Raw genomic sequence first — 26,406 nt, forward strand, 5'->3', positions numbered from 1 at the left:
TTATAATACGTTTCATGCGCATTAATAGGAGGTAAATTATGTTAAAAAAAGCAATCGCTGAATTTATTGGTACATTTGTACTTGTATTATTCGGAACTGGAGTAGCTGTCACTGGCGGCGGAATTGAAGGAATTGGAACATTAGGAATCGCTATGGCTTTCGGCTTATCTATTGTAGCTATGGCATATAGCATCGGAACAATTTCTGGATGTCACATTAACCCAGCAGTATCAGTAGCTATGTTCATCAACAAACGAATGAACGCTATGGAACTTTGTTATTATGTATTAGCTCAAATTTTAGGTGGTTTATTAGGAACTGCAACGTTAGTAACAATTTTAAAATCTGCTAAAACACCTTTAGATAATTTAGGACAAAATGGTTTCGGAACTCTTGGTTTATCTGGAGCATTTTTAGTTGAGTTCATTTTAACTTTCGTATTTATTTTAGTTATCGTTGCTGTAACAGGTAAAAAAGGAAGTTCTTCTTTAGCTGGACTAGTAATTGGTTTCACATTAGTTTTAATTCACTTATTAGGAATTCCGTTAACTGGAACATCTGTTAACCCAGCTCGTAGTATCGCACCAGCTTTATTTGTTGGTGGAGAAGCACTTTCTCAACTATGGGTATTCATCGTAGCACCAATTCTTGGTGGTATCTTCGCAGCTATCGTAGGTAAATTCATTTTAAATACTGAAAAATAGAATTTTCAATATTTCTGAATAAAAAAATGCGAGCCCTCATTATGAGGAAGCTCGCTTTTTTTATTCTTTCATTTTAGACTTTAAATTTGTAACTAATTGATCTACCGTTACATTTGCAAGTACGTTTTCCATCGCTTCTTGCGCTTGCATTAAAATAATTTCTAATACTGATTGAATATTAGCTCCTACTGGACATTCAATGTTGGGATTTTCATGGAAGGAAAATAGTTGTCCTTCTTCTACAACTTCCACTGCTTTATATACATCAAGTAATGTAATTTCTTCTAAATCTCGAGCAAGTGTCGTACCACCTTTACCAGCTTGTACATCAACAAGTCCTGCTCTCTTCAACATTCCTGTAATGCGACGAATCACAACTGGATTTGTATTCACACTACCGGCAATCCATTCAGAGGTACAGCGAGAGTTTCGATCTATCGCAAGTAATGTCAGCATATGAACACCTACTGTAAAACGACTACTAATCCCCATCTGCACACCCTCCTTTTTATTCATTCTATTAAAAGACGACTCTTATTATTATATACTATTTTTAATTTATACATAAAGAAAAAGCATGATTTCAATAGGAAATCATGCTTTTCTCTCATTATTGACGCTTTATAAATTTCGCTAAATCTTTAAATTTCACTTTATCTGAGTAATTCATTACGCCGTTTACGTAAATGCGGCTTGTAACAGCATTTAATACTGCAATTGTCGCCAATAAGACTGCTAATGTTATCGTAATTTCTAGCATACCTGCTTCACCAGCTACAATACGTGAGAAGGTAACCATCGGTGTAAAAAATGGAACGTAAGAACTTACAACAACGATAGTACTATTCGGATCACTTAATGATTTAATACTAATAAAGAATGCAGCCATAATTAAAATCATTACCGGGAAAGATACAGCTTGTAAATCTTCCGTCTTAGATACGACAGCTCCAGCAGCAGCATACATCATCGCATAAAGTAAATATCCCGTAATGAAATAAACAAGAAACATGCTGATAACTTTTGCATCTAATTTTGTAAAGTCAATTGGAATACCAAATAGTGAGGCACTTTCTAAATCGACCCAACCTAACAAATATGGAATAAGATAACCACACGCCAATACGACAAGTTGCAATAACGCCGTTGAAACAACCGCTAAAATTTTCGCATACATCATCGTAAGAGGCTTCACTTTCGGAAGCATTACTTCCATTACACGTGACGCCTTTTCAGATGCAATATTCATTGCGATTGTATTTCCGAACGCTACAATAAACATATATAAAGCAAATGTAAAGAAATAGGCAATTCCGAAAGAAGATGTACGATCTTTTATCGCTTCTTGCTTCACTTGAATTTCTGTTTGTAATTGCTGTGCAATTTCTGGTGAAACATTATTTTTGGCAATCGTTACCATCGTATATTGTTGCTTTAAATATCCTGCCATAATTGCAGAAGTTGCTTGGCTTGGAAATCCATTATACATATATGTAATCGATGGAGCCCCACCCTTTTCCGTCACATGGAATAGACCATCTAAATCGCCTTCTTCTACTTGCTTATGCAGTTTATCAAAATCATCCTTTGAACCAATTGTTATTTTTGCTGATGGCAATAGCTTATTTAGCTCATCTTTTTGTACTTTATATGTGGAACTCTCTACTACAACTGCAATTTTATCTTTATCCTTATTTTTATCATCGCCTGAAGTAAAATGATTAAATGCAAAAATCCCAAACACAACTAAAAATAAAATCGCACTCGTAATTAATGATTTCTTAGATAAAAACGCTTCCCTAAAATAAAATGAAAATACGTGAGAAAATTTACGCATCGTTATTTCGCCCTCTCTACAAAGATTTCGTTTAACGTCGGCTCTAACATTTTGAATTGTCGTAAGCTAACACCTTGCTCTTGCAACTGTTGCAAAATCTTGAGAGCTTCCGCATCGTCTTGTACTTTCACATAAAGAAGGCCTTGTTGTTTTTCATACGATACATGTATAGCTTCTAATCCCTTTTCATTCTCTACTGTATCTTCAATCGTTAAATTACGGAAACCGTATTCTTTCTTAATATCACTTAGCTGTCCTTTTACGACTGCTTCACCTTTTTTCAAAATACATACATGTTGGCAAAAAGCCTCTACTTGTTCCATACGATGACTTGATAAAATAATCGTCTTTCCGCTCTGTACTTGTTCTTCAATAATACTAGCTAACATCCCAGCATTAACTGGATCAAGGCCGCTGAATGGTTCATCTAAAATGAGAAGTTCCGGATTATGAAGAAGAGCAGCAATTAATTGGATTTTTTGCTGATTCCCTTTTGAAAGCTCTCCAGCCGTTTTAAATTTATATTCTGGTATCGCTAAACGCTCTAACCAGTGATCAATAGCGTGATCCACTTCTTTCTTCGACATTCCTTCTAATCTACCAAAATATCGCAGCTGATCTATTACTCTACTTTTTGTATATAAACCTCTTTCTTCTGGTAAATACCCAATTGTTACACCACTATTTCCAAATGCTTTTCCATCCCATGTAATCGAACCTTCATTAGGCGTTAATAATCCGAGAAGCATTTTGATTGTTGTTGTTTTCCCTGCACCATTTCGTCCAAGTAACCCTAGTACTTCACCTTTTGGTAACGAAATTTGCAAACCGTTAACTGCTTTTGATTCCCCAAATTGTTTCGTTAAGTTTTGAATTTGTAAACTCAAGTATAAAGCCTCCCCTTTAGTATCATTCGTACTCTCTTTCAAAGACTATGTTTATTCAAGACAAAATATAGCACCACGCTTCATCCTCTTATATGTAAACATCGTCATGAATCCATCATTTGTTCTATTTAGTTAAAATTGTAAATAACAAAGTTCTTTTTGTCAATTATAATTGTCATTACGACAATAAAACTTGTCAAAACAGCTATTATTATTTTGCTCATCTTTCTAATATAGGACATACTACTATATATACAAAAGACAATATGCAAATGTTCATATAAAAATATTATATTTTAATATATAATATAAAATGATTTTCTAACATCAAGGAGGATACATATGAAGATGAAGAGGGGCATTACCACTTTATTATCTGTAGCGGTTCTATCTACATCACTTGTAGCATGTTCAGGAACACCAGAGAAAACAGTGGCGAAAGAAGAGAAAGTAAAATTAACAGAACAACAATTAATGGCTGATTTATGGTATCAAACAGCCGGTGAAACGAAAGCACTTTACTACCAAGGGTACAACATTGGTCAATTAAAGCTTGATGCAATTCTTGCAAAAGGGACAGAGAAAAAACCTGCTATCGTCCTTGATTTAGACGAAACTGTTTTAGATAACAGTCCTCATCAGGCAATGAGCGTAAAAACAGGCAAAGGCTATCCTTACAAATGGGATGATTGGATTAAAAAAGCTGAGGCTGAAGCCCTTCCAGGCGCAATTGATTTCTTAAAATATACAGAGTCTAAAGGTGTAGATATTTACTACATCTCAAATCGTAAAACGAATCAACTAGATGCAACAATTAAAAATCTTGAGCGTGTAGGTGCTCCTCAAGCAACGAAAGAACATATATTACTACAAGATCCGAAAGAAAAAGGAAAAGAAAAACGCCGTGAACTCGTTTCTCAAACCCATGATATTGTCTTATTCTTCGGTGATAACTTATCTGATTTCACAGGTTTTGATGGAAAATCTGTAAAAGATCGTAACCAAACAGTAGCAGATTCAAAAGCACAATTTGGTGAGAAATTCATTATTTTCCCGAATCCAATGTATGGCGATTGGGAAGGCGCTTTATATGATTATGATTTCAAAAAATCAGATGCAGAAAAAGATAAAATCCGTCGCGACAACTTAAAATCATTTGATGTAAAATAAAAGAGGATGGCATTCGCCATCCTCTTTTATTTTACTTTCTCTGTTAAAGGCAAGATAAATACTTCCACACGTCTATTCTTTGCCTTTCCTTCTTGTGTATCGTTTGGAGCAATTGAACGGTATTCTCCGTATCCAATCGCACTAAATTTTTCTGGTTGTAATTCTTTATTTTGCAGTAATACTTGCATAAAATTAACTGCCCGCTGCGTACTTAATTCCCAATTCGACGCAAACTGCGCATTGGCAATAGGGACATTATCCGTATGACCCGATACTGTAATTTCACGAGGTGACGCTGAAACAAGTAAGCTAGACATCTCTTTTGCAATCCCTAAAGATTCTAATTTCACATCTGCTTTCCCCGAATCAAACAGTATATTTTCTAATATTGTCACCATTAATCCCTTTTCAGTTAATTTAGTTTGAAAAGAAGAAGATAATTGTTTTTCATTAATATATTGATCAATCTTTTTTTGTAATGCTTTCAATTCATCCATCTCTTTTTTTTCTTTAGCTCTAGCTTCTTCTTGTTTTTTTGCTTGTTCTGCCTCAAGGCTACTTGCTGATAATTCTTTTTCATCATTTGGCTTTTGATCACTTAAAAATTCTTTGTTACCTGTTCCCCCAGCTAATTCACTTCGAAAAGCAACTGCCATCTGTTTAAACTTCGCAGCATCTATACTACTCATTGCGAATAAAACGATAAACAATGCAAATAACAACGTTAACATATCAGAATATGGGATTAACCACGTTTCATCGATATGCTCATCATGTTTTTTCTTTTTGCCTCTTCTATTTTTCTTACTCCGCATTTTTTTCTGCTCCTTTTTCTAGCTTTTTACGCTCAGTTGCAGAAAGTGCACCTAAAATGCGGTTCTTCATAATAAACGGATATGTACCTTCTTGTAACATTAATAAACAATCAATGATTAAACGTTTTTTCTCAATTTCAGCTGAAGATTTTTGCTTTAACTTATTTGCAAATGGATGCCATAATACATAACCTGAAAAAATACCAAAAATCGTTGCAATAAACGCACCCGAAATAGCATGACCTAACTTTTCAATATCAGTTAAGTTACCAAGCGCAGCTACAAGACCGATAACAGCACCTAAAACTCCTAATGTCGGTGCATACGTACCAGCTTGTGAAAAAATAGCAGCTCCCTTTGCATGTCTTTCTTCAATTGCTTCTAATTCAGATTCCAAAATCTGCTCTAAATCTTCTGCGGATACGCCATCAATCACAAATTTCATACCGCGCAAAAGAAATTCATCTTGAATTTTGTCTAATTGTTGCTCTAAAGACAAAATACCGTATTTTCTACTTTCAGATGTCCAATGAACAAATAATTCTAGCAACTGTTCATAACTTAAATCCTTTTTATTTGAACCAAAAAGAACTTTAAATAGTTTTGGAACCCTTTTTAGTTGATTCATCGGAAATGCAATACATACTGCAGCAAATGTACCGATAAAAATAATTAATGCTGCGGCAGGATTTAATAAGGCTGTTACGTCAGCGCCCTTGACGACCATCCCTACTACCACTGCTACAAATCCTAAAATAAGTCCAATAATTGTTGCAAAATCCATTCCCATTCACTCCTAGTCTATACAAGAAGTTCTTTATTCTCGATAATCGCTACATCTTCTTATGTATATATATTACATAAAAAATGCAAATCATGAAAGATAAGAAATGAATTATATAAAAAAATACTACAAATTCACACATTTTCTGACATTTTCTTTGCATTTCTATTACGTTATGACTCTTATATTCCTTTTCCAACAAACTAGATTTATAATAAAAAAACAATACACATTTTATGAAGAAGGGACTGTGATTACAAGGCATCATGAAAAAGATAATAATTATTTCTGCCACTACTATTGTAATCGGGATCACATCTTTCGCTTACTTTGGTTCTAAAACACCACTACATAATGAAGCAAAAGCTGTAGAAAGTCAAAAGCATAATAACCATAAAAAAGAAGAGATTCCTGCTTTTCCAAAAGCTGATCATAATGCAAAGAAAATAGACAATGACTTTTCAGTTGTAACAAATCCAAAATCTAATCTTGTCTTAATTAATAAACATCGAAAACTACCAGATGGATACATTCCTGAAGACTTAACGAGACCAAATGTACCATTTATTAGTCCAAAAGATAAAGAAAAAACATTGCTGCGCAAAGATGCTGCCGAGGCACTTGAAAACATGTTCAAAGCTGCGAAAAAAGAAGGGCTTGATCTTACAGCTGTATCTGGTTATCGTTCATACAAACGCCAAAAATCGTTGCATGATACATACGTTAGACGTCAAGGAAAAGCCGAAGCTAATTCGGTAAGCGCAATTCCTGGTACAAGTGAACACCAAACGGGTTTAGCAATGGATATTAGTTCAAAATCAGCTAAATTTCAATTAGAGCCTATCTTCGGAGAGACAGCAGAAGGAAAATGGGTCGCGGAACATGCTCATGAATTCGGCTTTGTCATTCGTTACTTAGAAGATAAAACAGATACAACAGAATATGCCTATGAACCATGGCACTTACGCTACGTTGGTAATCCATACGCTACATACCTATATAAACATCACTTAACATTAGAAGAAGCGATGGAAGACAAAAAATAAGAGAGCAAATTGCTCTCTTATTTTTCTTTCACTCTATTATTGTAGTAATTTCTTCTTCCATTCTTCAGGCCATGGTTCGCCTCTTCCTGTTTTTTTCGAAGCTTGAACCATCATTCCGCGACCTACTAAACAAACCTCTCCTGCTGCATTCTTCACCATATAATGTAAATCTAAAGAAGAATTCCCGACCGATCCTGCCTTTACATACACCTTCAGCTGTTCATCAAAATATATTTGCTTAATAAAATTACATTGTAAATCCGCAACAACGATCATCGTTTCTGATGATGCATGTGTCCACTCTTGCATAAATCCAAGTTCTTTAAACAACGCAATACGAGCTTCTTCAAAATAAGTAAAAGCAACGACATTATTTACATGTCCAAACATATCTACTTCACCAAAACGAACCTTTACAGGGTTGTAAAACGAAAAACCACTTTCCCATTGCTCAAAGTCTTCAATATAAGAAATCCTCTTCATTGTTATCTCTCCTTTTCACCTTGAAATAAACAGAATAAACAGAAAAATAAAGTTATAAATATTGCCTCTTCGATATGAAGAGGCAATATTTATTAATAGTTATTATCGCTACCAAAGAAATCTTTGAACGATTGAATTGTTGTATCACGGTTTAATGCCGCAATTGAAGTTGTTAAAGGAATACCCTTCGGACATGATTGCACACAGTTTTGAGAGTTACCACAGTTTGCTAGTCCTCCATCTCCCATAATTGCACGTAAGCGATCTGCTTTATGCATTTCACCCGTTGGATGTGAGTTGAATAAGCGAGCTTGTGATAACGGTGCTGGTCCAATAAAGTCAGACTTACTGTTTACGTTTGGACATGATTCTAAGCAAACACCACATGTCATACATTTTGAAAGCTCATAAGCCCATTGACGCTTTTTCTCAGGCATTCTTGGTCCTGGACCTAGGTCATACGTACCATCAATTGGAATCCACGCTTTAACGCGTTTTAGAGCATTAAACATGCGACTACGATCAACTTGTAAGTCACGTACAACCGGGAATGTCTTCATCGGTTTTAAGCGAATTGGTTGCTCTAATTGATCGATAAGTGCCGTACATGATTGACGTGGTTTTCCGTTAATCACCATCGAACATGCACCACATACTTCCTCTAAGCAGTTCATATCCCAGGCAATCGGAGTTGTTTGGTTCCCTTTTGAATCAACAGGATTACGACGGATTTCCATAAGTGCTGAGATAATATTCATATTCGGACGATATGGAATTTCAAACTCTTGGTCAAACGCTTGCGCATCTGGCCCGTCTTGTCTCGTAATGATGAGGCGGATTGTTTTCTCAGACATGTTGTTTATCCCCCTTCTCTTCACCCTTAGCAGCTACATCGTGTTTTGAAGAATAATCACGTTTACGCGGTTTAATTAACGAAATATCAACGTCCTCGTAATGGAATGCTGGTGCATTTCCTTCTCCCTCAAATTTTGCCATCGTAGTTTTTAAGAAGTTTGCATCATCACGATTTGGGAATTCAGGTTTGTAATGCGCCCCACGGCTCTCATTACGGTTATATGCGCCAATTGTAATAACACGTGCTAACTCAAACATATTTGCAAGTTGGCGTGTAAATGAAGCACCTTGGTTACTCCATCTTGCTGTATCGTTAATGTTAATACGTTTGTAACGAGCCATTAATTCTTCAATTTTCGCATCTGTTTCTAATAATTTTTTATTTTCACGAACTACTGTAACGTTATCTGTCATCCATTCTCCAAGCTCTTTATGAAGAACATACGCATTTTCGTTACCATCCATCGTTAAAATATTGTTAAATTTCTCTGTTTCGATTAATTCATTTTGCTCATATACAGTAGATGAAACAGCATCAGATGATTTAGAAAGACCTTTCATATACTCAATTGCGTTTGGTCCTGCTACCATACCACCATAAATTGCTGATAATAGTGAGTTCGCACCAAGACGGTTACCACCGTGCATAGAATAATCACACTCACCTGCTGCAAATAAACCTGGAATGTTTGTCATCTGTTTATAATCAACCCATAGTCCGCCCATTGAATAGTGAACAGCTGGGAAGATTTTCATCGGTAGTTTACGAGGATCATCCCCTGTAAATTTCTCATAGATTTCAATAATTCCACCTAGTTTAATATCTAGTTCTTTTGGATCTTTATGAGAAAGATCTAAGTACACCATGTTTTCACCGTTAATACCTAGTTTTTGCTCTACGCAAACATCAAAGATTTCACGCGTTGCGATGTCACGAGGTACAAGGTTTCCGTAAGCCGGATATTTTTCTTCTAAGAAGTACCATGGTTTACCATCTTTATATGTCCAAACACGTCCACCTTCACCACGTGCAGATTCACTCATAAGACGTAATTTATCGTCTCCAGGAATTGCCGTTGGGTGAATTTGAATGAACTCACCGTTTGCATAATATGCGCCTTGTTGATATACAGCAGAAGCTGCTGTACCTGTATTGATAATGGAGTTTGTTGATTTTCCGAAAATGATACCAGGGCCCCCTGTTGCCATAATCACGGCATCTGCTCCGAAACTTCTAATCTCCATAGTTTGTAAGTCTTGTGCAACGATTCCTCGGCACACACCTTCATCATCAACAACAGCTCGTAAGAAATCCCAACCTTCATATTTCGTTACAAGTCCTGCTACTTCGTGACGACGTACTTGCTCATCTAATGCGTAAAGTAATTGCTGTCCAGTTGTTGCACCAGCAAATGCTGTACGGTGATGTTGCGTTCCACCAAATCGACGGAAATCAAGAAGTCCTTCTTCCGTACGGTTGAACATAACACCCATACGGTCCATTAAATGAATGATACCAGGTGCTGCTTCACACATTGCTTTAACTGGTGGTTGGTTCGCTAAGAAGTCCCCACCATAAATTGTATCGTCAAAGTGGATCCATGGAGAATCCCCTTCACCTTTCGTATTTACGGCACCGTTAATTCCGCCCTGAGCACATACAGAATGTGAACGTTTTACTGGTACTAAAGAAAACAGTTCAACATTTACTCCTGCTTCTGCCGCTTTAATCGTTGCCATTAAGCCAGCCAAGCCACCGCCGACTACTATAAGTTTCCCTTTCATGCTCTCCCACTCCTTACTGGTTTGCTAGCTGTGGATCGATGAACGCTAATAATGCACTCACACCTACATAAGATAAACCTAAGAAAATAGCTAATGTTACATAAGTAGAGATTCTTTGTGAACGTGGAGATACTGTAATTCCCCAGCTGATGCAGAATGTCCATAGTCCATTTGCAAAGTGGAAAATTGTTGAAACAACACCAACTAAGTAGAATGCAAACATAGCTGGATTGTTTAAAATATCTGCCATCATATCATAGTTTACCTCTTTACCTAACATTGCTTGAATACGAGTTTCCCAGACGTGCCAAGAAATGAAGATCAGCGTAACGATACCTGAAATTCTTTGGAAGACGAACATCCAGTTACGGAAATAACCGTAAGAAACCGCATTGTTCTTAGCTGTAAATGCAATATATAAGCCATATATAGCATGGTACAGTATCGGTAAAAAGATGATGAAAATTTCTAGCGCATACCGGAATGGAAGGAGCTCCATAAAGCCTGCAGCTTTGTTAAAAGCCTCTGCTCCTCGTGTTGCAAAGTTGTTTACAATTAAATGTTGCGTCAAAAAGACACCAACCGGGATGACCCCCATTAATGAGTGCCACTTACGAAACGTATACTCGCGGCCTTTCATGTCCCCATTACCCCCCTTGAATGTTTGACTGCTGTTTTCAGATTAGTTTATGACAATAATGTTTTTTCACTATTGGCATAAGAAAAACTGAAAAAATTATTCGAAATATTTCAGCATAATTTGATACCAAGTTCATTTTACTCCTATTTTTGTCGAAGCGTCAAGAAAACGTATACATAATTTGCATATAATTTGCCAATTCTTTTTTTCTTCTTATATATTCAGATTTTCCTAAAGAAAAATCTGTTTTTATAAATGTGAAATGTTATATAATAATCCCTATAGAAAGAGGGGAATATTGTGAGTAAAAATACAATCGATACAACATCTTTAGAAGATGTTTCATTGAACGCCTTCGCTTATGAATTGCTACGTGAAGAATTACTACCTGATTTAATCGGCAACGATTTAGATGGTATTTTATACTGGTCTGGTAGAAACCTTGCAAGAAAATATCCGCTAGAAACAATTGAAGAAGTCATTCAGTTCTTTGAAAAGGCTGGCTGGGGCACTTTAAGCATTGTTGAACATAAGCGTCGTGAAATGCAGTTCCAACTTAAAGGCACACTCATCGCAGAACGTCAAAAACAAAAACGACATTCTTCTTATCAACTAGAAGCCGGATTCATCGCTGAACAAATCCAAAAGCAACGGAACGTCGTTGCAGAGTCATACGAAGAAAAGAAAAAACGTTCTGACTCTATTACATTTCTTGTAAAATGGGATATAAAAGATCTCATTGAAGTGTAAGCATTACCTACAGTCAACTAGACATATCAGTTTAGTTGACTTTTTTGTATTTTCATTCAGATGAGTTTATTTTAAATCTTCAGAAATTATACCAAAAAACAGAAGACGTTGTAAACTACAACGTCTTCTTATCTGTTAAATACGTATAAATCGTCTCCGCGACATTTTTCGGCATACCCGCTTCGACAAATTCCTCTATAGAAGCTTCTTTCATCTTCTTTAATGAACCAAAATGTTTTAACAATACCTTTTTCCGTTTATCACCGATTCCTGGAATATCATCCAATGCTGATTGAATGACAGATTTCCCATGTAATTGACGATGGAATGTAATCGCAAATCGATGCACCTCATCTTGAATACGCTGCAATAAATAAAATTCTTGGCTATTTCTCTCAAGCATCACAGGTTCCGGTGGATCCCCAATAATTAAATGGGAGGTTTTATGTTTATCATCTTTTACAAGACCTGCCATCGGAATATATAATCCGAGCTCATTCTCTAAAATATCACTTGCAGCCGCTAGATGGCCTTTTCCTCCATCAATAATAATCAAATCAGGTAAAGGTGAATTTTCTTTAAGCGCCCTTGTATAACGGCGCCTCACAACTTCCCTCATAGACTCATAATCATCTGGCCCTTGAACCGTTTTAATTTTATATTTTCGATACTCTTTCTTCGCCGGTTTCCCATCGATAAAAGCAATCATTGCAGAAACGGGATTTGTTCCTTGAATATTTGAGTTATCAAACGCTTCAATACGATACGGCGTTTCAATCCCAAGCTGCTTCCCTAAATGATCTACCGCTTTAATCGTTCGTTCTTCATCACGTTCAATTAAGTAAAACTTCTCTTCAAGAGCAATCTTCGCATTTTTATTTGCCAATTCTACAAGGTCTTTTTTCTTACCACGTTTCGGCTGCGTCGCTTCCACTTCTAAAAAGCGCTCTACTAATTCCGAGTCTATACTTCCTGGAACGACAATTTCCTTCGGCTTAAAATGACTACTGTTTTCATAAAATTGGCCGATAAACGTTAAAAAACCCTCTTCTGGTTCATCGTAAATTGGAAACATAGAAACATCACGTTCAATTAGCTTTCCTTTTCGAACGAAGAAAACTTGAACACACATCCATCCTTTATCCACTGCATATCCAAACACATCACGATCTACTAAGTCACTCATAATCATCTTTTGTTTTTCCATAATCGCATCAATATGAGCAATTTGATCACGCAACTCTTTTGCACGTTCAAACTCTAGTTTCTCTGAGGCCTCATACATTTTTATTTCTAGTTCTGAACGAACTTCTTTATGTCCACCATTTAAAAACTTAATAATTTCATCTACAATTTCTTTATTTTGTTCTTCCGTCACTTCTTTCACACAAGGCGCTAAACATTGACCCATATGATAATACAAACAAACTTTATCTGGCATATTCGTGCATTTCCGAAGTGGATACATACGATCTAGCAGTTTTTTCGTTTCATGAGCAGATTGTGCATTTGGATAAGGACCAAAATATTTCCCTTTATCCTTTTTTACGTTTCGAGTAATGAGTAAGCGCGGTTGCTTCTCCGCCGTAATTTTAATAAAAGGATATGTTTTATCATCTTTTAATTGAATATTATATTTCGGATCATATTTTTTAATTAGATTTAACTCTAAAATAAGTGCTTCTAAATTCGAAGAGGTTACAATATATTCAAAATCAACAATTTCTCCTACAAGCCGCAGTGTTTTCCCATCATGTGAACCAGTAAAGTACGAGCGCACACGATTTTTAAGCACTTTTGCCTTTCCGACATATATAACCGTTCCTTGCTTATCTTTCATCAAATAACAACCAGGTTGATCTGGTAAAATAGCCAACTTCTCTTTCAAATGTTCGTGCACTCGTCTCCCTCCATTTCTACATACTTAGCATTTTTATTTTCCCTTGAAAACATACTATGCCCAAACACCCAACATACGTTCTTTTATTGTAACGGAAAGACTGTAAAAAAGAAAATAAAAAAAGCTACCAAATGGTAGCTTTTTTTATTTTAGAAGTGTTTAGAAACTAATTCTACTAACGCTTCTTTCGGTTTGTAACCTAACGCTTGATCAACTACTTTACCGTCTTTTAATACGAAAAGAGCTGGAATGCTCATTACTTCGAATTGACGAGCAGTTTCTTGGTTTTCATCAACGTCTACTTTTACTACTTTTACTTTTTCGCCTAGTTCTGCATCAATTTCCTCTAATACAGGAGCGATCATTTTACAAGGTCCACACCAAGGTGCCCAGAAATCTAATAATACAACACCTTCGCTAGTTTCTGCTGCGAAGCTTTGGTCATTTGCGTTTACAATTGCCATTTTATTTCCTCCTTCAAGTATATTCTACCAAGAGTATATCATTAACTTATATACGTGGCGAATAATATGTATCGTTATGTATTGTAACAAAAAAATGTTCCTTTATACTATATAAAAATACGGATTAAATACTAAAAAGATGAGAGACAGGGGATCTCTCACCTTTTTCTATATATAGGGGTACTTCACTTGGAACTCAAGGGTACTTAAATCATGAATGTACTTTTAACTTTTTAAACTCTTCTGTTAAAAGAGGTACAACTTCGAATAAGTCACCGACAATACCATAGTCAGCTACTTTAAAGATACTTGCTTCTGGATCTTTATTAATCGCAACGATTATTTTTGAGTTAGACATACCTGCTAAATGCTGAATCGCACCAGAAATACCACATGCAATGTATAAGTCTGGCGTAACAACTTTACCAGTTTGACCAATTTGTAATGAGTAATCACAGTATTCAGCGTCACAAGCACCACGAGATGCCCCAACAGCACCGCCTAGTACGTCTGCTAACTCTTTTAATGGCTTAAAGCCTTCTTCACTCTTCACACCACGTCCGCCAGCGATAATAACTTTTGCTTCAGAAAGATCCACACCTTCTGCTGTTTTACGGACAACATCTTGAATGATTGTACGTAAATCTTTCACATCAACTGTAATAGAAGATACGTCACCGCTGCGAGACTCATCTTTTTCCAGAGTTGCAATATTATTTGGACGCACTGTCGCAAATAAGATGCCGTCTGTTACAATCTTCTTCTCGAATGCTTTACCAGAGTAAATTGGACGAGTGAAGATAACATTTCCACCTTCAACCTCTAAAGCAGTTACGTCAGAAACTAAACCAGCTTCAAGCTTCGCTGCTAATTTTGGTGATAAATCTTTACCAAGTGCTGTATGTCCAAAAACGATACCTTCTGGATTTTCTTCAGCATGTACAGCTAAAAACGCTTGTGCATAACCATCAGATGTATATGATTTTAATTTATCATTTTCAACTGTCACAACGCGATCTGCACCGTAATGAATCAATTCATTTGCAAAAGAGGCAACGCTGTCTCCAATTAGAAGACCTACTACTTCACCGCCTTCTGCAATTGTTTTTGCTGCTGCTACCGCTTCAAAAGAAACGTTACGTAGCGATCCATCACGAACTTCACCCATTACTAATACTTTACGAGCCATAGATTTTCCCTCCTGCATATATAATTTCGTATTTTATTAGATTACTTTCGCTTCTGTATGGAGCAACGATACAAGTTCTTTTACTTGATCTTGCAGCTCGCCTTGTAACACTTTTCCTGCATCTTTCTGAGGAGGCAAATAGATTTCAATTGTTTTTGTCTTTGCTTCCACATCATCTTCTTCTAAATCTAAATCATCTAATTCTAATTCTTCTAGCGGCTTTTTCTTCGCTTTCATAATACCTGGAAGCGATGGATAACGCGGTTCATTTAAACCTTGCTGTGCTGTTACTAAAACTGGTAATGAAGTTGCAATCACTTCTGTATCACCTTCAACATCACGCTCAATCTTCACATTTGTACCGTCAATTTCAAGTTTTGTAATTGTCGTTACATACGGAATATTTAACGCTTCAGCTACGCGTGGTCCTACTTGTCCAGATGCACCATCAATTGCAACGTTTCCGCCTAAAATTAAATCTGCATCTTTATCTTTTAAATATTCAGCAAGCACTTTTGCTGTCGTGAACTGGTCACCATTTTCTACATCATCTTCAATATTAATTAATACCGCTTTATCACAGCCCATTGCTAATGCAGTACGAAGTTCTTTCTCACTATCTTCGCCACCGACTGTTACAACTGTAACTTCTCCACCTTGTGCGTCTCTTACTTGAATTGCTTCTTCAATTGCATATTCATCGTAAGGGTTGATGATGAATTCCGCTTCGCCATCGTAAATTGCACCGTTTTTAATTACGATTTTTTCTTCTGTATCAAATGTTCGTTTCATGAGTACGTAGATGTTCATTCCATTTACCCCCTTGTTTTTCAGAAAGATTCTATCAATTTTAATTTTCTGTTAATTTATATTAAAAAAATAATTGAACTACCTGCCACTAAATGAAGGTTTACGCTTTTCTAAAAATGCGGCTACACCTTCTCTTCCATCTTCACTCGTAAATACTTCACCAAAAATTTGTGATTCACGTTGTACACCTTCATAGTAATGAGACGATTTTGTCGTTTGCAATAACTCTAGTACAGCACGAGTTGTTGCTGGACTTTTTCCAGCAATTTGTTTTGCAACTTTAAGCGTATCATCTAAAAGAGATTCTTCAGAGAACAATCCGTTAACAAGTCCCCACTTTAATGCTTCTGCACCAGTAATTGGTGTACTTGTTAACATCATTTCACAAGCTTTCGCTTTCCCAACATAACGTGGTAAGCGCTGTGTACCTGCAAAGCCAGGAATTAATCCAAGTGTTAATTCAGGTAAACCAAGTTTTGCACTTTCAGTTGCAAAGCGCATGTGGCAAGACATAGCAAACTCAAGGCCGCCGCCCAGTGCCGCTCCATGAATTGCCGCAATAACTGGTTTTGAACATTTTTCAACACGCTCAAACGTAACTTGTCCAAGCTGTGCTAATTCTGTTGCTTGCTTCGCTTCAGTAACAGATGTAAATTCTTTAATATCTGCTCCTGCTGAGAAGAAACGTCCTTCACCGTGAATAACAACAACACGAATGTTATCATCCTTTTCCACTTGATCAATTAATTCAGTAACGTCATGCATAACTTGTGAAGACATCGCATTCGCTGGTGCGTGATTTAACGTCGCCACCGCGATATGATCTTCAACTCTTACAGATAGGAATTTCAACATGATCCCTCCCATTATTGACGATAACCACAAGCTGCAATAAGTAGCCCGTGTACCGTTTTTGAAAGTGCGACCAGATCATACTTATGATCGCTCATTACCCAATTGGTCACAACTTCATCTACTGTTCCAAAGATCATTTGTCTTGCCACGCGAACATTTAAATCTGCTTGAAATTCACCTTGTTTTATACCAGTCTCTAAAATCTCATCCATAACTTGTAAGTAGCCTTTTAATACTTCATTTATTTTAAGGCGCAAGTCTTGATTGGACTGCCTTAGCTCTAATTGCGTAACGATAGCAAGCGGATCATTTTGCGACAACAGCAAGAAGTGCGTTTCTACCAACATGAATAACTTCGATACAGCGCTTTCAATTCCTGCTGTTTTTTGACGAATTGTTTCGACAAATTCTCCCATCTTCTCTTGGAATAAGGATATTAATATATCTTCTTTATTTTTAAAATATAAATAAATCGTGCCATCAGCTACCCCAGCTTGCTTTGCGATTTTAGAAACTTGCGCTTGGTGGTACCCATTCTCCGCAATCACAATGACTGCCGCATCAATAATTTGATTGTATTTCGGTCTATTTTTCTTCACTTTACTGTCCCCTTCAAGAAGATGACTGAATGAATAGTCATTCATATTCTTATAATACTGACTATTTAGAAAAGTGTCAATCCTATTTTTTCAAAAAGAAAGGGCCTTAGCCCGTTTGCTCATCCTCATTCTTTCTCTTCTCTTCATCTATTAGAACACGGCGTAAAATTTTCCCTACTGTCGTTTTTGGCAATTCATCTCTAAACTCATATACTTTCGGCACTTTATAAGCCGCTAAATATTTACGTGCAAACTGATTTAATTCTTCCTCAGAGCACTCCGTACCTTCTTTTAACACAACAAATGCTTTAACCGTCTCTCCTCGGTACGGATCTGGAACTCCAATTGTCACTACTTCTTGCACTTTTTCATGCTCATATAATACTTCTTCAACTTCACGAGGATACACATTAAATCCACTCGCAACAATCATATCTTTCTTGCGATCTTTTACATAGAAGAATCCATCTTCATCCATGTAGCCAACATCACCTGTATGGAGCCAGCCATCTTGCAATACAGCCGCTGTTTCCTCTGGCTTATTCCAATATCCTTTCATAATTTGAGGGCCTTTCACTACAATTTCACCTATTTCTCCTGGCGGTAATGCCTCACCAGTTTCAAGCGACATAATGATTGCTTCTGTATCTGGCCACGGAACTCCGATGCTACCTGGCACTCGCTTTTCCCATAAAAAATTACTATGTGTAACCGGAGAGGATTCTGTTAAACCATATCCCTCTACTAGTTTACCACCTGTAACTTTTTCGAACTTTTCCTGTACTTCTACTGGCAGTGGTGCTGATCCACTAATACAAGCACGAATAGAAGAAATATCGTATTCTTTTAAAAGCGGACTATTTAAAAGAGCGATATAAATAGTTGGTGCCCCTGGAAACAATGTCACTTTATGCTTCTTAATCGCTTCAAAAACCATTTTCATATCAAACTTTGGAATAAGGACCATTTTGTATCCTTGCATAATACTTAAATTCATAACAGCTGTCATACCATAAACATGGAAAAATGGAAGAACCCCAAGAACGACTTCTTCTCCTTCTTTGCAATTATATAACCATTGAACTCCCATTAACGTGTTAGAGACGAGGTTTTTATGCGTTAACATAACTCCTTTCGGAAATCCGGTTGTTCCTCCTGTGTACTGTAAAAGAGCTAGATCATTTTCAGGATCACAAGGCACCTCAACATTCGTATTCACTTCTTTTTCTACTGAATTCCAAAGATGAATCGTTTCACTCTCTGATACTTTCACAACTAAATTCGACTGTTTTTTCTGCACAAATGGATACAATAGATTTTTAGGGAATGGTAAAAAGTCTGCAATACGAGTTACGATAATATGCTCAATTTTTGTAGCAGATTGAACATTCGTTACTCTTGGAAACACTAAATCGAGACAAAGAATTACTTTTGCTCCCGAGTCATGAAGCTGATATTCTAATTCCCTTTCTGTATACAGTGGATTGGTTTGTACTACGATACCTCCCGCAAGTAATGTACCGTAATAACCAATTACAGCTTGCGGACAATTCGGCAACATAATAGCAACTCGATCACCCTTTTCCACACCGAGCTTTTGAAGATAATTTGCAAACCGCTTCACCTTATCATGGAAGTCCGAAAACGTAATATCCTTCCCTAAAAAGTGAAGCGCTTTCTTTTCTGGGTAGCGAGAAGCCATCTGTTCTACATATCTATGAAGCGGCTGAATATCATAAGAAACCGTACTCGGAATTTCCTCTGGATAACTTTTCAACCATGGTTTTTCCACCTTCATTCCCCCTTCAAATACATAAAAAATAAATGAATGTTCATTCATGATGGTTATTTTCATTATATTATAGTCACCATAGCGTTACAATCATAATATTCTGACTTTTATATGACTATGCTTTACTTCATTAACTTCTTATTATATGTAGAAACTCTCTTAATCTTAAAAGAGTAAGAGAGTTTGTCATTAACTTAATCTTATAATTGTTAATACCGCTCCTGGGGTAGTTGTTGATAATGTTGCGACAGCTAACAAACCAAATAATTGTAAGCTAATAGCATCTCCTGCTGCAAGAGTTGTAATAATTGTTGCACTAAATGATGTGGTTGCTACCGCAGGAGAATTTATTGTCCCAGCAAGTGCCCCTCCATTAATTGTAATCCGTGAACTGACTAATAATGAAGCCGTTATATTAATTGTATATGAAATATAATAATTACCAGCATTTGCAACCGTAAATACTGTGTTTCCACCAGAAACAGTAATTCCTGGACCGATGTTTTGATTATTTGGAAGCGGGACATTCGTTCCACCAAGAACTACCGATATCGCTGTTCCTGACGTATTATTTGCAAATGCATATGTCGCCGTGATACTTGTACCTGTAGCCCCGGTTGAACCCGTTGAGCCCGTCGCTCCTGTTGCTCCTGTTGCTCCTGTCGGACCGGTTGAACCCGTCGTTCCCGTTGGACCTGTTGAGCCTGTTGCTCCCGTTGGGCCTGTCACTCCTGTTGAACCCGTTGCTCCCGTTGCCCCTGTTGCTCCCGTCGGACCCGTTGCTCCTGTTATTCCTGTCGCTCCCGTCGGACCTGTTGAACCTGTCGCTCCCGTTGCCCCTGTTGAACCTGTTGCTCCCGTTGGACCCGTTGCTCCTGTTATTCCTGTCGCTCCCGTTGGACCTGTTGAACCCGTCGCTCCCGTTGCCCCGGTTGAACCTGTCGCTCCTGTTGGGCCTGTTGGACCCGTTGCCCCTGTTATTCCTGTCGCCCCCGTTGGGCCTGTTGCCCCTGTTATTCCTGTCGCTCCTGTTGGACCCGTTGCCCCTGTTATTCCTGTCGCTCCCGTTGGGCCTGTTGCTCCTGTTATTCCTGTCGCTCCCGTTGGACCTGTGTCGCCTGTTACTCCTGTCGCCCCCATTGGGCCTGTGCCACCTGTTGCTCCTGTTGCTCCCGTTGGGCCTGTGCCACCTGTTGCTCCTGTTGCCCCCGTCGGACCGGTTGGACCAACCTTAGGAACTGTCCCATCGCAACTAAAACAGCATGAATCAACATGTACACCATTTTGATTATTACACCCACAATATCCATTTACGTTATTGCTCCATGAAGACATGTTGATCACTTCCTTTACATTCGATCTTTTTAGCGCAATCACCGACTTAAAAAACACCTATCTAAATAACAAAGAAATACTTTGCCTAGTCGGGGATGAAACACAGATTTCCTCCATACATTCTAGTAATTATTACATGCGATTCACTCTCCTTTTGCTTGTACTTTCGCCTTATCTCCACAGACTATTAACAATACACATTACACTATCGTACACAGCCACTTTCCCATTTAAACTTTCCACATTCGCCAATATTTTTAGTAAAGAGGCTTATTCTTCATAAATAGCGACTATAATATATAAAAATCCGTATAATTCGTTATTTTTCGTCAAAATTTTAAAAATATATTGACACTTAAAATACCCTCATAGTATGATTTGGGTGTTGTAATTGATAACCATTTTCACTTATGGTACTAGTTACAAAAAACACTTAATTTGGGGGCAGAAGATGAAGAAAATTCTCAGTATTTTCATAGTAGTTCTTCTATTCGCTGTTGGATGCGGACAGCAAAAAGAGGAGAAAAAAGAAACAAAAGCGGACAATAAAAATCAAGCTATAACAATTAAACACGCTGAAGGGGAAACGAAGTTAAATAAACCAGCGAAAAAAGTAGTTGTACTTGAGTGGGTATATTCAGAAGACTTATTAACACTTGGTGTTCAGCCAGTAGGGATGGCAGACATTAAGAATTATAATAAATGGGTAAATACAAAAACAAAACCGAGTAAAGATGTTGTAGATGTAGGGACACGTCAACAACCAAACTTAGAAGAAATTAGCCGTTTAAAGCCAGACTTAATTATTACAGCTTCATTCCGTGGTAAAGCAATTAAAAATGAATTAGAGCAAATTGCACCAACAGTTATGTTTGATCCATCAACAAGTAATAACGATCACTTTGCTGAAATGACAGAAACATTTAAACAAATTGCAAAAGCAGTTGGAAAAGAAGAAGAAGGTAAAAAAGTATTAGCTGATATGGATAAAGCATTCGCTGATGCAAAAGCAAAAATTGAGAAAGCAGACTTAAAAGATAAAAACATCGCAATGGCACAAGCATTTACTGCTAAAAACGTACCAACATTCCGTATCTTAACTGACAATTCTTTAGCTTTACAAGTTACAAAAAAATTAGGTTTAACAAATACTTTTGAAGCAGGAAAATCTGAGCCAGATGGTTTCAAACAAACAACTGTAGAATCATTACAAAGTGTACAAGATTCAAACTTCATTTACATTGTAGCGGATGAAGATAACATTTTTGACACGCAACTAAAAGGCAACCCTGCTTGGGAAGAATTAAAGTTCAAAAAAGAAAACAAAATGTATAAATTAAAAGGCGACACTTGGATTTTCGGTGGTCCTGAGTCTGCAACATCTTTAGCAACACAAGTAGCAGATGTAATGACAGCGAAGAAGTGATTACACAATGAATAGCTTACAACATACACTTCGAGCAAGTCTTGTATTCGGAGGAGGAGCAGCTCTCTTGCTCCTCCTTTTCTTTATTCATATCGGACAAGGTCAAGCAAACATTTCCTATAGTATGATTATTGATGCTCTTATCTCACCGAACCAATCGCTAGAACATCAAACTTTAATCATGCTTCGATTACCTAGAGCTGTAATTGCCATTTTAGCTGGAGGCGCTCTTGCTGCATCAGGGGTTATTTTACAAACGTTAACGAAAAATCCACTTGCTGAATCCAGTACAATGGGTATTCACTCTGGCGCATATTTCTTTCTAGTAGCGGCTACAATTTTCTTACCGAAAGGTTTACAAATTAATTCTCTTCTGTTCACATTTATCGGCGGTGCTATTACTGCTTTATTTGTATACCGTATTTCTGGTGGAAAAAAGGGAACCCCACTTAGAATGGCATTAGCTGGTATGGTCGTTACATTAATGCTCTCTGCCTTTACCGGAACGATGCAGCTTTTCTATGAAAATGAAACAGCTGGTTTATTTTTATGGGGAGCTGGCTCTCTTATTCAAAATAACTGGGATGGCGTTCAATTTGCTTTTCCATTTATCATTATTTCTTTCCTAGTTTTACTATTTATGTCTCGTAAACTCAACATTCTCTTACTTGGTGATGATGTTGCTATTTCTCTTGGTGAAAAAACAGCAGTAACACGTCTTATCGCCTTCATTGCTGCAATCTTTTTAACAGCAGTAATTGTTACTGTTGTTGGACCAATTGGCTTTGTCGGCTTAGTTGCACCTCATTTAATGCGCCTTATCGGATACCGTCAACACTTTACTCTTCTTCTCTCTTCTTTCTTATGGGGGGCAGTATTATTGCTTGGAGCAGATGTTGTCGGTAGATTAATAGATTCAACCGGTGCAGAACTTCCTGTTGGGGCAGTCACAGCAATGATTGGATCTCCTTGGCTTATTTACTTAGTGTATCGAATGATGAAGTCGAAACAATATATGAATGATAACGGTGCGAATGCAGCTGGAGCTAGTTCCCGCTATTACTCTTATAAAAAGGTAATCATTATATCTATCACACTTTGTATTGTGACGATTGCTCTTGGTGTTACAATCGGTAGTAACGCTTATATCGAAAGCATTACTAATGTTATATCAGGTCAATTAACACAATTTGACAAAAATATGATGATGAATCTTCGTTTACCAAGAATGCTCGTTGCTGCTATTGCTGGCGCATGCCTTGCAATAAGTGGGCTTGTTTTCCAAAGTATATTACGAAACCCACTTGCCGATCCTTCTATTATTGGTATTTCATCGGGAGCTGGTGTCGGTGCTTTAACGATTATGTATGTCTTTCCTGCACTTCCTGGTTTCTTCCTACCAATTGGTGCATTTATTGGCGGACTACTTGCAGTTGGAATTGTCCTCTTCTTCTCTTGGAAATCAGGATTTAGTCCAACAGCTCTCGCTTTAATAGGGATTGGTATTTCTGCGCTTGGCTCAGCAATTATTCAAATCTTTATCGTTAGAGCCAATTTGAATGTTGCCGCTGCTTTAACATGGTTATCTGGCAGTACGTATGCAAGAGGGTGGAATCACTTAGAAAATATCATTCTATATCCATCTCTAATTCTTGTATTCATTATCTTTTTCTTAATAAAACAACTTGACGTTCTCGTACTGGGAGACGATTTAGCAACTGGACTTGGGCAACCAGTAAATAAAACACGTCTTGCTCTAATTGTGCTAGCGACACTACTTGCGTCAGTAAATATCGCTGCTGTCGGTACAATTGCCTTTTTAGGCCTTGTCGCACCTCACTTAGCAAGAATTGTTGTTGGTATGAACCATCAAAGACTATTCGTTTGCTCAGCACTGTTTGGAGCAATTCTTCTTTCCATTGCTGACTTACTCGGCCGAACAATTGCATATCCGAAAGAAATTCCTTCTGGTCTTGTCGTCGCTGTACTTGGAGCACCTTATTTCTTATGGTTGATGAGGAAGAGTGGGAAGAAAGTTAATTAAAAAGGAGGCTTCTTGTTAGAAGCCTCCTTTTTATATACTAAATAAAGTGAAACTTTAATTAGTGGGGGGGTTCTTCATCCCCACTGATTATTAACCCAAACCAATTGGGCTTTTATGAGCAGTGGATCTCCCACCTAACTTCTTTGCTCCAGCCGAATCTTGAGGTGGGAATTTTACTGCAGGTGAATAGCGGGATAAATTACTCTGATCTCACTAATTTCACAGATTCAGTACTCCCCATAAACTCATGATATACAGTTAATGTGTTCTCCTCAATTTTCAAATCAGCCTTATGCTTTATTTCCCCCACTAAAAATACAAGCTCTACAGAAATAATCCCTTGGTCCACACTTAATATTCGAAAGTCTCCTATAGTAGTCCCTTTCCCAAAAATATTATGTTCCATAAATTCTCCGCCTGTTTTCTCACTATTAATAGATTCTATTTCCAACCCAACTGGCCTGTCTGTACTTTCTGATGACATCCAAGACCCCTTTAACTTTCCAATATCAGCCTCTTTTTTCTTTTCATTTTTTAACTCTTCCTCTTTTTTCTTAACTTCTGCTTGTTGAGTTAGTAAGCCATCTATTTGCTTATTCAGCTCTTCGGCCCGTTGATTTTCCGAAATAAATTGTTGATTTTGGCCAGTATCGTTAACAATTTTATTTACTATCCCTTTAGCCTCTTCATACTTTTTATCATTCTTTAACTTCTCTGCCTTTTCCAATTGACCTATATATTGACCTTTTAACTCTTTATGCTCTATGAGCGAATCTTTTTGTTCTTTCGCTTGACTTTGAAGGATTGCGGAACCATCTTTCATCTTTTCTACTTCTTGAAACAAACCTATTGCTTGTTCTATATTTCCACTCGATTTCTCTTTTATCGAACTTATCATCTTAGTAGTTTGGTCTTTTAATACCTTTGCTTCTTTATCATCCTTTTTCTCTTCTAATGCTAGCTCAAATGATGCTACTGCCGTGTCATATTCTTTACTCGCTAACGCCAATTTCCCTTGATCCATTGCTTTTTTATAGGTTTCATTGCTACATCCTACCATTAAAAATAAAATTATGATTCCTAAAATCAATCTTTTCATAATATCCCCCTGAATTAATATAATTCTATATACACTCAATAGTATCATAAAATTTATATATAAAATTTTAAATACCATTATTAAAACATAAAGGGAACTTGTCATTTCTTCTCGAACTTAATCTATGAACATAAGTAGAGGGGGATAACAATAATGTACCAAACAATTGAAGGCTTCTTGCAATCATGGACATACGAAGCAGAGTCTACTCAGAAAATGCTTGATTCATTAACCGATGCATCTTTATCACAAGAAATTGCACCTGGACATTGGACGTTAGGAAGAGTCGCTTGGCATATCGTGACGGCAATTCCTGTTATACTATCTGGCACAGGGCTAAAGTTTGAAGGAGAAACGAAAGATTATCCTGTCCCAACTTCTGCAAAAACAATTGCAGATGAGTACCGTAAAGTGAATGCGGCTTTTGTTGAAGCACTTCAAAGTAAATGGACTAATAAAGATTTAGCAACTATTAATGACTTCTTTGGTCGCCCTATGCCGAATTCTATATTTTTAATGACACTTATTAATCATCAAAATCATCACCGCGGGCAAATGACGGTTTTAATGCGACAAGCCGGCTTAACAGTTCCTGGCGTATATGGCCCCGCAAAAGAAGAATGGGCTGCGGCTGGAATGGAAGCTCCTAAAATGTAACGACAAAAAAGACAAGGTGTTTACACATCTTGTCTTTTTCTGTAACTTGTTTCATGTGAAACTATTTTTTCTAAATGGTTGTTTTATGGAATATATAGGTTAAAATGAATACATATTACGAAGAGGGGTAACCAAATTGAATACAAAAAATAAAAAAATAGCTATGGGAACTATTTTACTAACTTCTATTATTGGAGTTATTAGTGTATCTCTTTATTTCACCTATTATGGTACCCCTTGGGGAAAACAAACAGCAATTACGGAATCAAAAGAGTATATTACAAAATATTTTAATCTAGATGCAGAAGTCAAAAACACTTCTTACGATGCTAAAATGAATAGCTATGCAATCGCCTTTGAAACAAATAAAGACGGAGAGTTTACTATCGAATATAAAAGTCCTAATAACTTTAATATTTCTCCAGAAGTACAAGCGTATTTAAGCAAACACTCCAAATTTACAGAGTAGTAACGAAGCAT

26 protein-coding genes are annotated in these 26,406 nt (G+C 37.1%); 8 read left to right on the forward strand and 18 right to left on the reverse strand.

Translation table 11 applies throughout. The annotated features are described in order from the left end of the window. Positions 1–38 precede the first annotated feature (38 nt). Positions 39–704 carry an aquaporin gene (locus ACTL4X_RS22745; RefSeq protein ID WP_000913213.1) on the forward strand — a complete coding sequence of 222 codons (666 nt, stop codon included), beginning with the start codon at positions 39–41 and terminating at the stop codon, positions 702–704. Between the two features lie 60 nt (positions 705–764). Here ACTL4X_RS22745 and ACTL4X_RS22750 read toward each other — a convergent pair whose 3' ends face one another. The 3 genes from ACTL4X_RS22750 to ACTL4X_RS22760 form a co-directional block, all read right to left on the reverse strand. After that, the gene (locus ACTL4X_RS22750; RefSeq protein ID WP_000512998.1) at positions 765–1,196 is read right to left on the reverse strand and encodes an Rrf2 family transcriptional regulator; all 432 of its coding nucleotides are present in this window, start codon (positions 1,194–1,196) and stop codon (positions 765–767) included. Between the two features lie 118 nt (positions 1,197–1,314). Further along, the gene (locus tag ACTL4X_RS22755) at positions 1,315–2,541 is read right to left on the reverse strand and encodes an ABC transporter permease (RefSeq protein WP_001224982.1); all 1,227 of its coding nucleotides are present in this window, start codon (positions 2,539–2,541) and stop codon (positions 1,315–1,317) included. 2 nt (positions 2,542–2,543) lie between these two features. Continuing rightward, on the reverse strand, positions 2,544–3,428 hold the full coding sequence (locus tag ACTL4X_RS22760; RefSeq protein ID WP_000058117.1) for an ABC transporter ATP-binding protein: 885 nt from the start codon (positions 3,426–3,428) through the stop codon (positions 2,544–2,546). Positions 3,429–3,770: 342 nt separating this feature from the next. Here ACTL4X_RS22760 and ACTL4X_RS22765 point away from each other — a divergent pair, with 342 nt between their 5' ends. After that, positions 3,771–4,598 carry a 5'-nucleotidase, lipoprotein e(P4) family gene (locus tag ACTL4X_RS22765; protein WP_000782764.1) on the forward strand — a complete coding sequence of 276 codons (828 nt, stop codon included), beginning with the start codon at positions 3,771–3,773 and terminating at the stop codon, positions 4,596–4,598. A 26-nt stretch (positions 4,599–4,624) separates the two neighbouring features. On the opposite strand, the gene motB is transcribed toward ACTL4X_RS22765, so the two are convergent. Both motB and motA read right to left on the reverse strand, forming a co-directional pair. Then, positions 4,625–5,413, reverse strand: coding sequence for a flagellar motor protein MotB (gene motB, locus ACTL4X_RS22770; protein WP_001256734.1), 789 nt, complete (start codon positions 5,411–5,413; stop codon positions 4,625–4,627). Next, positions 5,403–6,197 (reverse strand): flagellar motor stator protein MotA, encoded by a 795-nt coding sequence (motA, locus tag ACTL4X_RS22775; RefSeq protein WP_000344859.1) that lies wholly within the window; start codon positions 6,195–6,197, stop codon positions 5,403–5,405. Before motA ends, motB begins: the two co-directional genes overlap by 11 nt. A 266-nt stretch (positions 6,198–6,463) precedes the next feature. Here motA and ACTL4X_RS22780 point away from each other — a divergent pair, with 266 nt between their 5' ends. Continuing rightward, positions 6,464–7,243 carry a M15 family metallopeptidase gene (locus ACTL4X_RS22780; RefSeq protein ID WP_000720201.1) on the forward strand — a complete coding sequence of 260 codons (780 nt, stop codon included), beginning with the start codon at positions 6,464–6,466 and terminating at the stop codon, positions 7,241–7,243. A 36-nt stretch (positions 7,244–7,279) separates the two neighbouring features. Here the strand turns inward: ACTL4X_RS22780 and ACTL4X_RS22785 are convergent, their stop codons facing one another. The 4 genes from ACTL4X_RS22785 to sdhC all read right to left on the reverse strand — a co-directional run bounded on the left by ACTL4X_RS22785 (position 7,280) and on the right by sdhC (position 11,006). Further along, positions 7,280–7,726, reverse strand: a complete 447-nt coding sequence (locus ACTL4X_RS22785; protein ID WP_000822734.1) for an acyl-CoA thioesterase — start codon at positions 7,724–7,726, stop codon at positions 7,280–7,282. Between the two features lie 92 nt (positions 7,727–7,818). Beyond that, the gene (gene sdhB, locus ACTL4X_RS22790) at positions 7,819–8,580 is read right to left on the reverse strand and encodes a succinate dehydrogenase iron-sulfur subunit (protein WP_001291827.1); all 762 of its coding nucleotides are present in this window, start codon (positions 8,578–8,580) and stop codon (positions 7,819–7,821) included. Continuing rightward, positions 8,573–10,366 carry a succinate dehydrogenase flavoprotein subunit gene (sdhA, locus tag ACTL4X_RS22795; RefSeq protein WP_000676750.1) on the reverse strand — a complete coding sequence of 598 codons (1,794 nt, stop codon included), beginning with the start codon at positions 10,364–10,366 and terminating at the stop codon, positions 8,573–8,575. The genes sdhB and sdhA overlap by 8 nt, the downstream gene beginning before the upstream one ends. A 13-nt stretch (positions 10,367–10,379) precedes the next feature. Then, entirely contained in the window at positions 10,380–11,006 is a 627-nt protein-coding gene (sdhC, locus tag ACTL4X_RS22800; protein WP_000678354.1) for a succinate dehydrogenase cytochrome B558, read from the reverse strand. Positions 11,007–11,306: 300 nt separating this feature from the next. Here sdhC and ACTL4X_RS22805 point away from each other — a divergent pair, with 300 nt between their 5' ends. Continuing rightward, complete coding sequence (locus tag ACTL4X_RS22805) at positions 11,307–11,756, forward strand: YslB family protein (RefSeq protein WP_000042226.1); 450 nt, start codon at positions 11,307–11,309, stop codon at positions 11,754–11,756. Between the two features lie 115 nt (positions 11,757–11,871). On the opposite strand, the gene uvrC is transcribed toward ACTL4X_RS22805, so the two are convergent. The 8 genes from uvrC to ACTL4X_RS22845 form a co-directional block, all read right to left on the reverse strand. Next, positions 11,872–13,656, reverse strand: coding sequence for an excinuclease ABC subunit C (uvrC, locus tag ACTL4X_RS22810; protein WP_000544296.1), 1,785 nt, complete (start codon positions 13,654–13,656; stop codon positions 11,872–11,874). A 149-nt stretch (positions 13,657–13,805) separates the two neighbouring features. After that, the gene (trxA, locus tag ACTL4X_RS22815) at positions 13,806–14,120 is read right to left on the reverse strand and encodes a thioredoxin (protein WP_001018943.1); all 315 of its coding nucleotides are present in this window, start codon (positions 14,118–14,120) and stop codon (positions 13,806–13,808) included. Between the two features lie 211 nt (positions 14,121–14,331). Then, positions 14,332–15,309: an electron transfer flavoprotein subunit alpha gene (etfA, locus tag ACTL4X_RS22820; RefSeq protein WP_000101945.1), complete on the reverse strand. Its 978-nt coding sequence runs from the start codon at positions 15,307–15,309 to the stop codon at positions 14,332–14,334. Positions 15,310–15,345: 36 nt separating this feature from the next. Then, positions 15,346–16,119 carry an electron transfer flavoprotein subunit beta gene (gene etfB / locus ACTL4X_RS22825; protein WP_001029029.1) on the reverse strand — a complete coding sequence of 258 codons (774 nt, stop codon included), beginning with the start codon at positions 16,117–16,119 and terminating at the stop codon, positions 15,346–15,348. Positions 16,120–16,197: 78 nt separating this feature from the next. Next, complete coding sequence (locus ACTL4X_RS22830) at positions 16,198–16,974, reverse strand: enoyl-CoA hydratase (RefSeq protein ID WP_000911292.1); 777 nt, start codon at positions 16,972–16,974, stop codon at positions 16,198–16,200. A gap of 11 nt (positions 16,975–16,985) precedes the next feature. Continuing rightward, positions 16,986–17,573 carry a TetR/AcrR family transcriptional regulator gene (locus ACTL4X_RS22835; RefSeq protein ID WP_000742223.1) on the reverse strand — a complete coding sequence of 196 codons (588 nt, stop codon included), beginning with the start codon at positions 17,571–17,573 and terminating at the stop codon, positions 16,986–16,988. Positions 17,574–17,679: 106 nt separating this feature from the next. Further along, positions 17,680–19,365 carry a long-chain-fatty-acid--CoA ligase gene (locus ACTL4X_RS22840; RefSeq protein WP_000414746.1) on the reverse strand — a complete coding sequence of 562 codons (1,686 nt, stop codon included), beginning with the start codon at positions 19,363–19,365 and terminating at the stop codon, positions 17,680–17,682. Between the two features lie 189 nt (positions 19,366–19,554). Next, positions 19,555–20,700: a BclA C-terminal domain-containing protein gene (locus tag ACTL4X_RS22845; RefSeq protein ID WP_140161687.1), complete on the reverse strand. Its 1,146-nt coding sequence runs from the start codon at positions 20,698–20,700 to the stop codon at positions 19,555–19,557. A 451-nt stretch (positions 20,701–21,151) separates the two neighbouring features. Between ACTL4X_RS22845 and ACTL4X_RS22850 the strand changes: the two genes are divergently transcribed. Continuing rightward, positions 21,152–22,126 carry an ABC transporter substrate-binding protein gene (locus tag ACTL4X_RS22850; protein WP_000722825.1) on the forward strand — a complete coding sequence of 325 codons (975 nt, stop codon included), beginning with the start codon at positions 21,152–21,154 and terminating at the stop codon, positions 22,124–22,126. Between the two features lie 7 nt (positions 22,127–22,133). After that, the gene (fhuB, locus tag ACTL4X_RS22855; protein WP_001087092.1) at positions 22,134–24,170 is read left to right on the forward strand and encodes a Fe(3+)-hydroxamate ABC transporter permease FhuB; all 2,037 of its coding nucleotides are present in this window, start codon (positions 22,134–22,136) and stop codon (positions 24,168–24,170) included. Between the two features lie 199 nt (positions 24,171–24,369). Here the strand turns inward: fhuB and ACTL4X_RS22860 are convergent, their stop codons facing one another. After that, the gene (locus tag ACTL4X_RS22860; protein ID WP_000825580.1) at positions 24,370–25,269 is read right to left on the reverse strand and encodes a hypothetical protein; all 900 of its coding nucleotides are present in this window, start codon (positions 25,267–25,269) and stop codon (positions 24,370–24,372) included. A gap of 153 nt (positions 25,270–25,422) precedes the next feature. On the opposite strand from ACTL4X_RS22860, the gene ACTL4X_RS22865 reads away from it, so the two are divergent. After that, the gene (locus ACTL4X_RS22865; RefSeq protein ID WP_000284980.1) at positions 25,423–25,926 is read left to right on the forward strand and encodes a DinB family protein; all 504 of its coding nucleotides are present in this window, start codon (positions 25,423–25,425) and stop codon (positions 25,924–25,926) included. 136 nt (positions 25,927–26,062) lie between these two features. Further along, the gene (locus tag ACTL4X_RS22870; RefSeq protein ID WP_001093296.1) at positions 26,063–26,395 is read left to right on the forward strand and encodes a YfjL-like protein; all 333 of its coding nucleotides are present in this window, start codon (positions 26,063–26,065) and stop codon (positions 26,393–26,395) included. Positions 26,396–26,406: the final 11 nt, after the last annotated feature.

It is taken from the genome of Bacillus sp. RE35 (genome assembly GCF_052146655.1).
GTDB classification, from domain to species: Bacteria; Bacillota; Bacilli; order Bacillales; family Bacillaceae_G; genus Bacillus_A; species Bacillus_A cereus.

Coding starts and splice junctions, on each gene's coding strand:
- ACTL4X_RS22745 (WP_000913213.1), top strand. CDS start 39: ATGTTAAAAAAAGCAATCGCTGAATTTATTGGTACATTTGTACTTGTA.
- ACTL4X_RS22750 (WP_000512998.1), bottom strand. CDS start 1,196: ATGGGGATTAGTAGTCGTTTTACAGTAGGTGTTCATATGCTGACATTA.
- ACTL4X_RS22755 (WP_001224982.1), bottom strand. CDS start 2,541: ATGCGTAAATTTTCTCACGTATTTTCATTTTATTTTAGGGAAGCGTTT.
- ACTL4X_RS22765 (WP_000782764.1), top strand. CDS start 3,771: ATGAAGATGAAGAGGGGCATTACCACTTTATTATCTGTAGCGGTTCTA.
- motB (WP_001256734.1), bottom strand. CDS start 5,413: ATGCGGAGTAAGAAAAATAGAAGAGGCAAAAAGAAAAAACATGATGAG.
- motA (WP_000344859.1), bottom strand. CDS start 6,197: ATGGATTTTGCAACAATTATTGGACTTATTTTAGGATTTGTAGCAGTG.
- ACTL4X_RS22780 (WP_000720201.1), top strand. CDS start 6,464: ATGAAAAAGATAATAATTATTTCTGCCACTACTATTGTAATCGGGATC.
- ACTL4X_RS22785 (WP_000822734.1), bottom strand. CDS start 7,726: ATGAAGAGGATTTCTTATATTGAAGACTTTGAGCAATGGGAAAGTGGT.
- sdhB (WP_001291827.1), bottom strand. CDS start 8,580: ATGTCTGAGAAAACAATCCGCCTCATCATTACGAGACAAGACGGGCCA.
- sdhA (WP_000676750.1), bottom strand. CDS start 10,366: ATGAAAGGGAAACTTATAGTAGTCGGCGGTGGCTTGGCTGGCTTAATG.
- sdhC (WP_000678354.1), bottom strand. CDS start 11,006: ATGAAAGGCCGCGAGTATACGTTTCGTAAGTGGCACTCATTAATGGGG.
- trxA (WP_001018943.1), bottom strand. CDS start 14,120: ATGGCAATTGTAAACGCAAATGACCAAAGCTTCGCAGCAGAAACTAGC.
- etfA (WP_000101945.1), bottom strand. CDS start 15,309: ATGGCTCGTAAAGTATTAGTAATGGGTGAAGTTCGTGATGGATCGCTA.
- etfB (WP_001029029.1), bottom strand. CDS start 16,119: ATGAACATCTACGTACTCATGAAACGAACATTTGATACAGAAGAAAAA.
- ACTL4X_RS22830 (WP_000911292.1), bottom strand. CDS start 16,974: ATGTTGAAATTCCTATCTGTAAGAGTTGAAGATCATATCGCGGTGGCG.
- ACTL4X_RS22845 (WP_140161687.1), bottom strand. CDS start 20,700: ATGTCTTCATGGAGCAATAACGTAAATGGATATTGTGGGTGTAATAAT.
- ACTL4X_RS22850 (WP_000722825.1), top strand. CDS start 21,152: ATGAAGAAAATTCTCAGTATTTTCATAGTAGTTCTTCTATTCGCTGTT.
- fhuB (WP_001087092.1), top strand. CDS start 22,134: ATGAATAGCTTACAACATACACTTCGAGCAAGTCTTGTATTCGGAGGA.
- ACTL4X_RS22860 (WP_000825580.1), bottom strand. CDS start 25,269: ATGAAAAGATTGATTTTAGGAATCATAATTTTATTTTTAATGGTAGGA.
- ACTL4X_RS22865 (WP_000284980.1), top strand. CDS start 25,423: ATGTACCAAACAATTGAAGGCTTCTTGCAATCATGGACATACGAAGCA.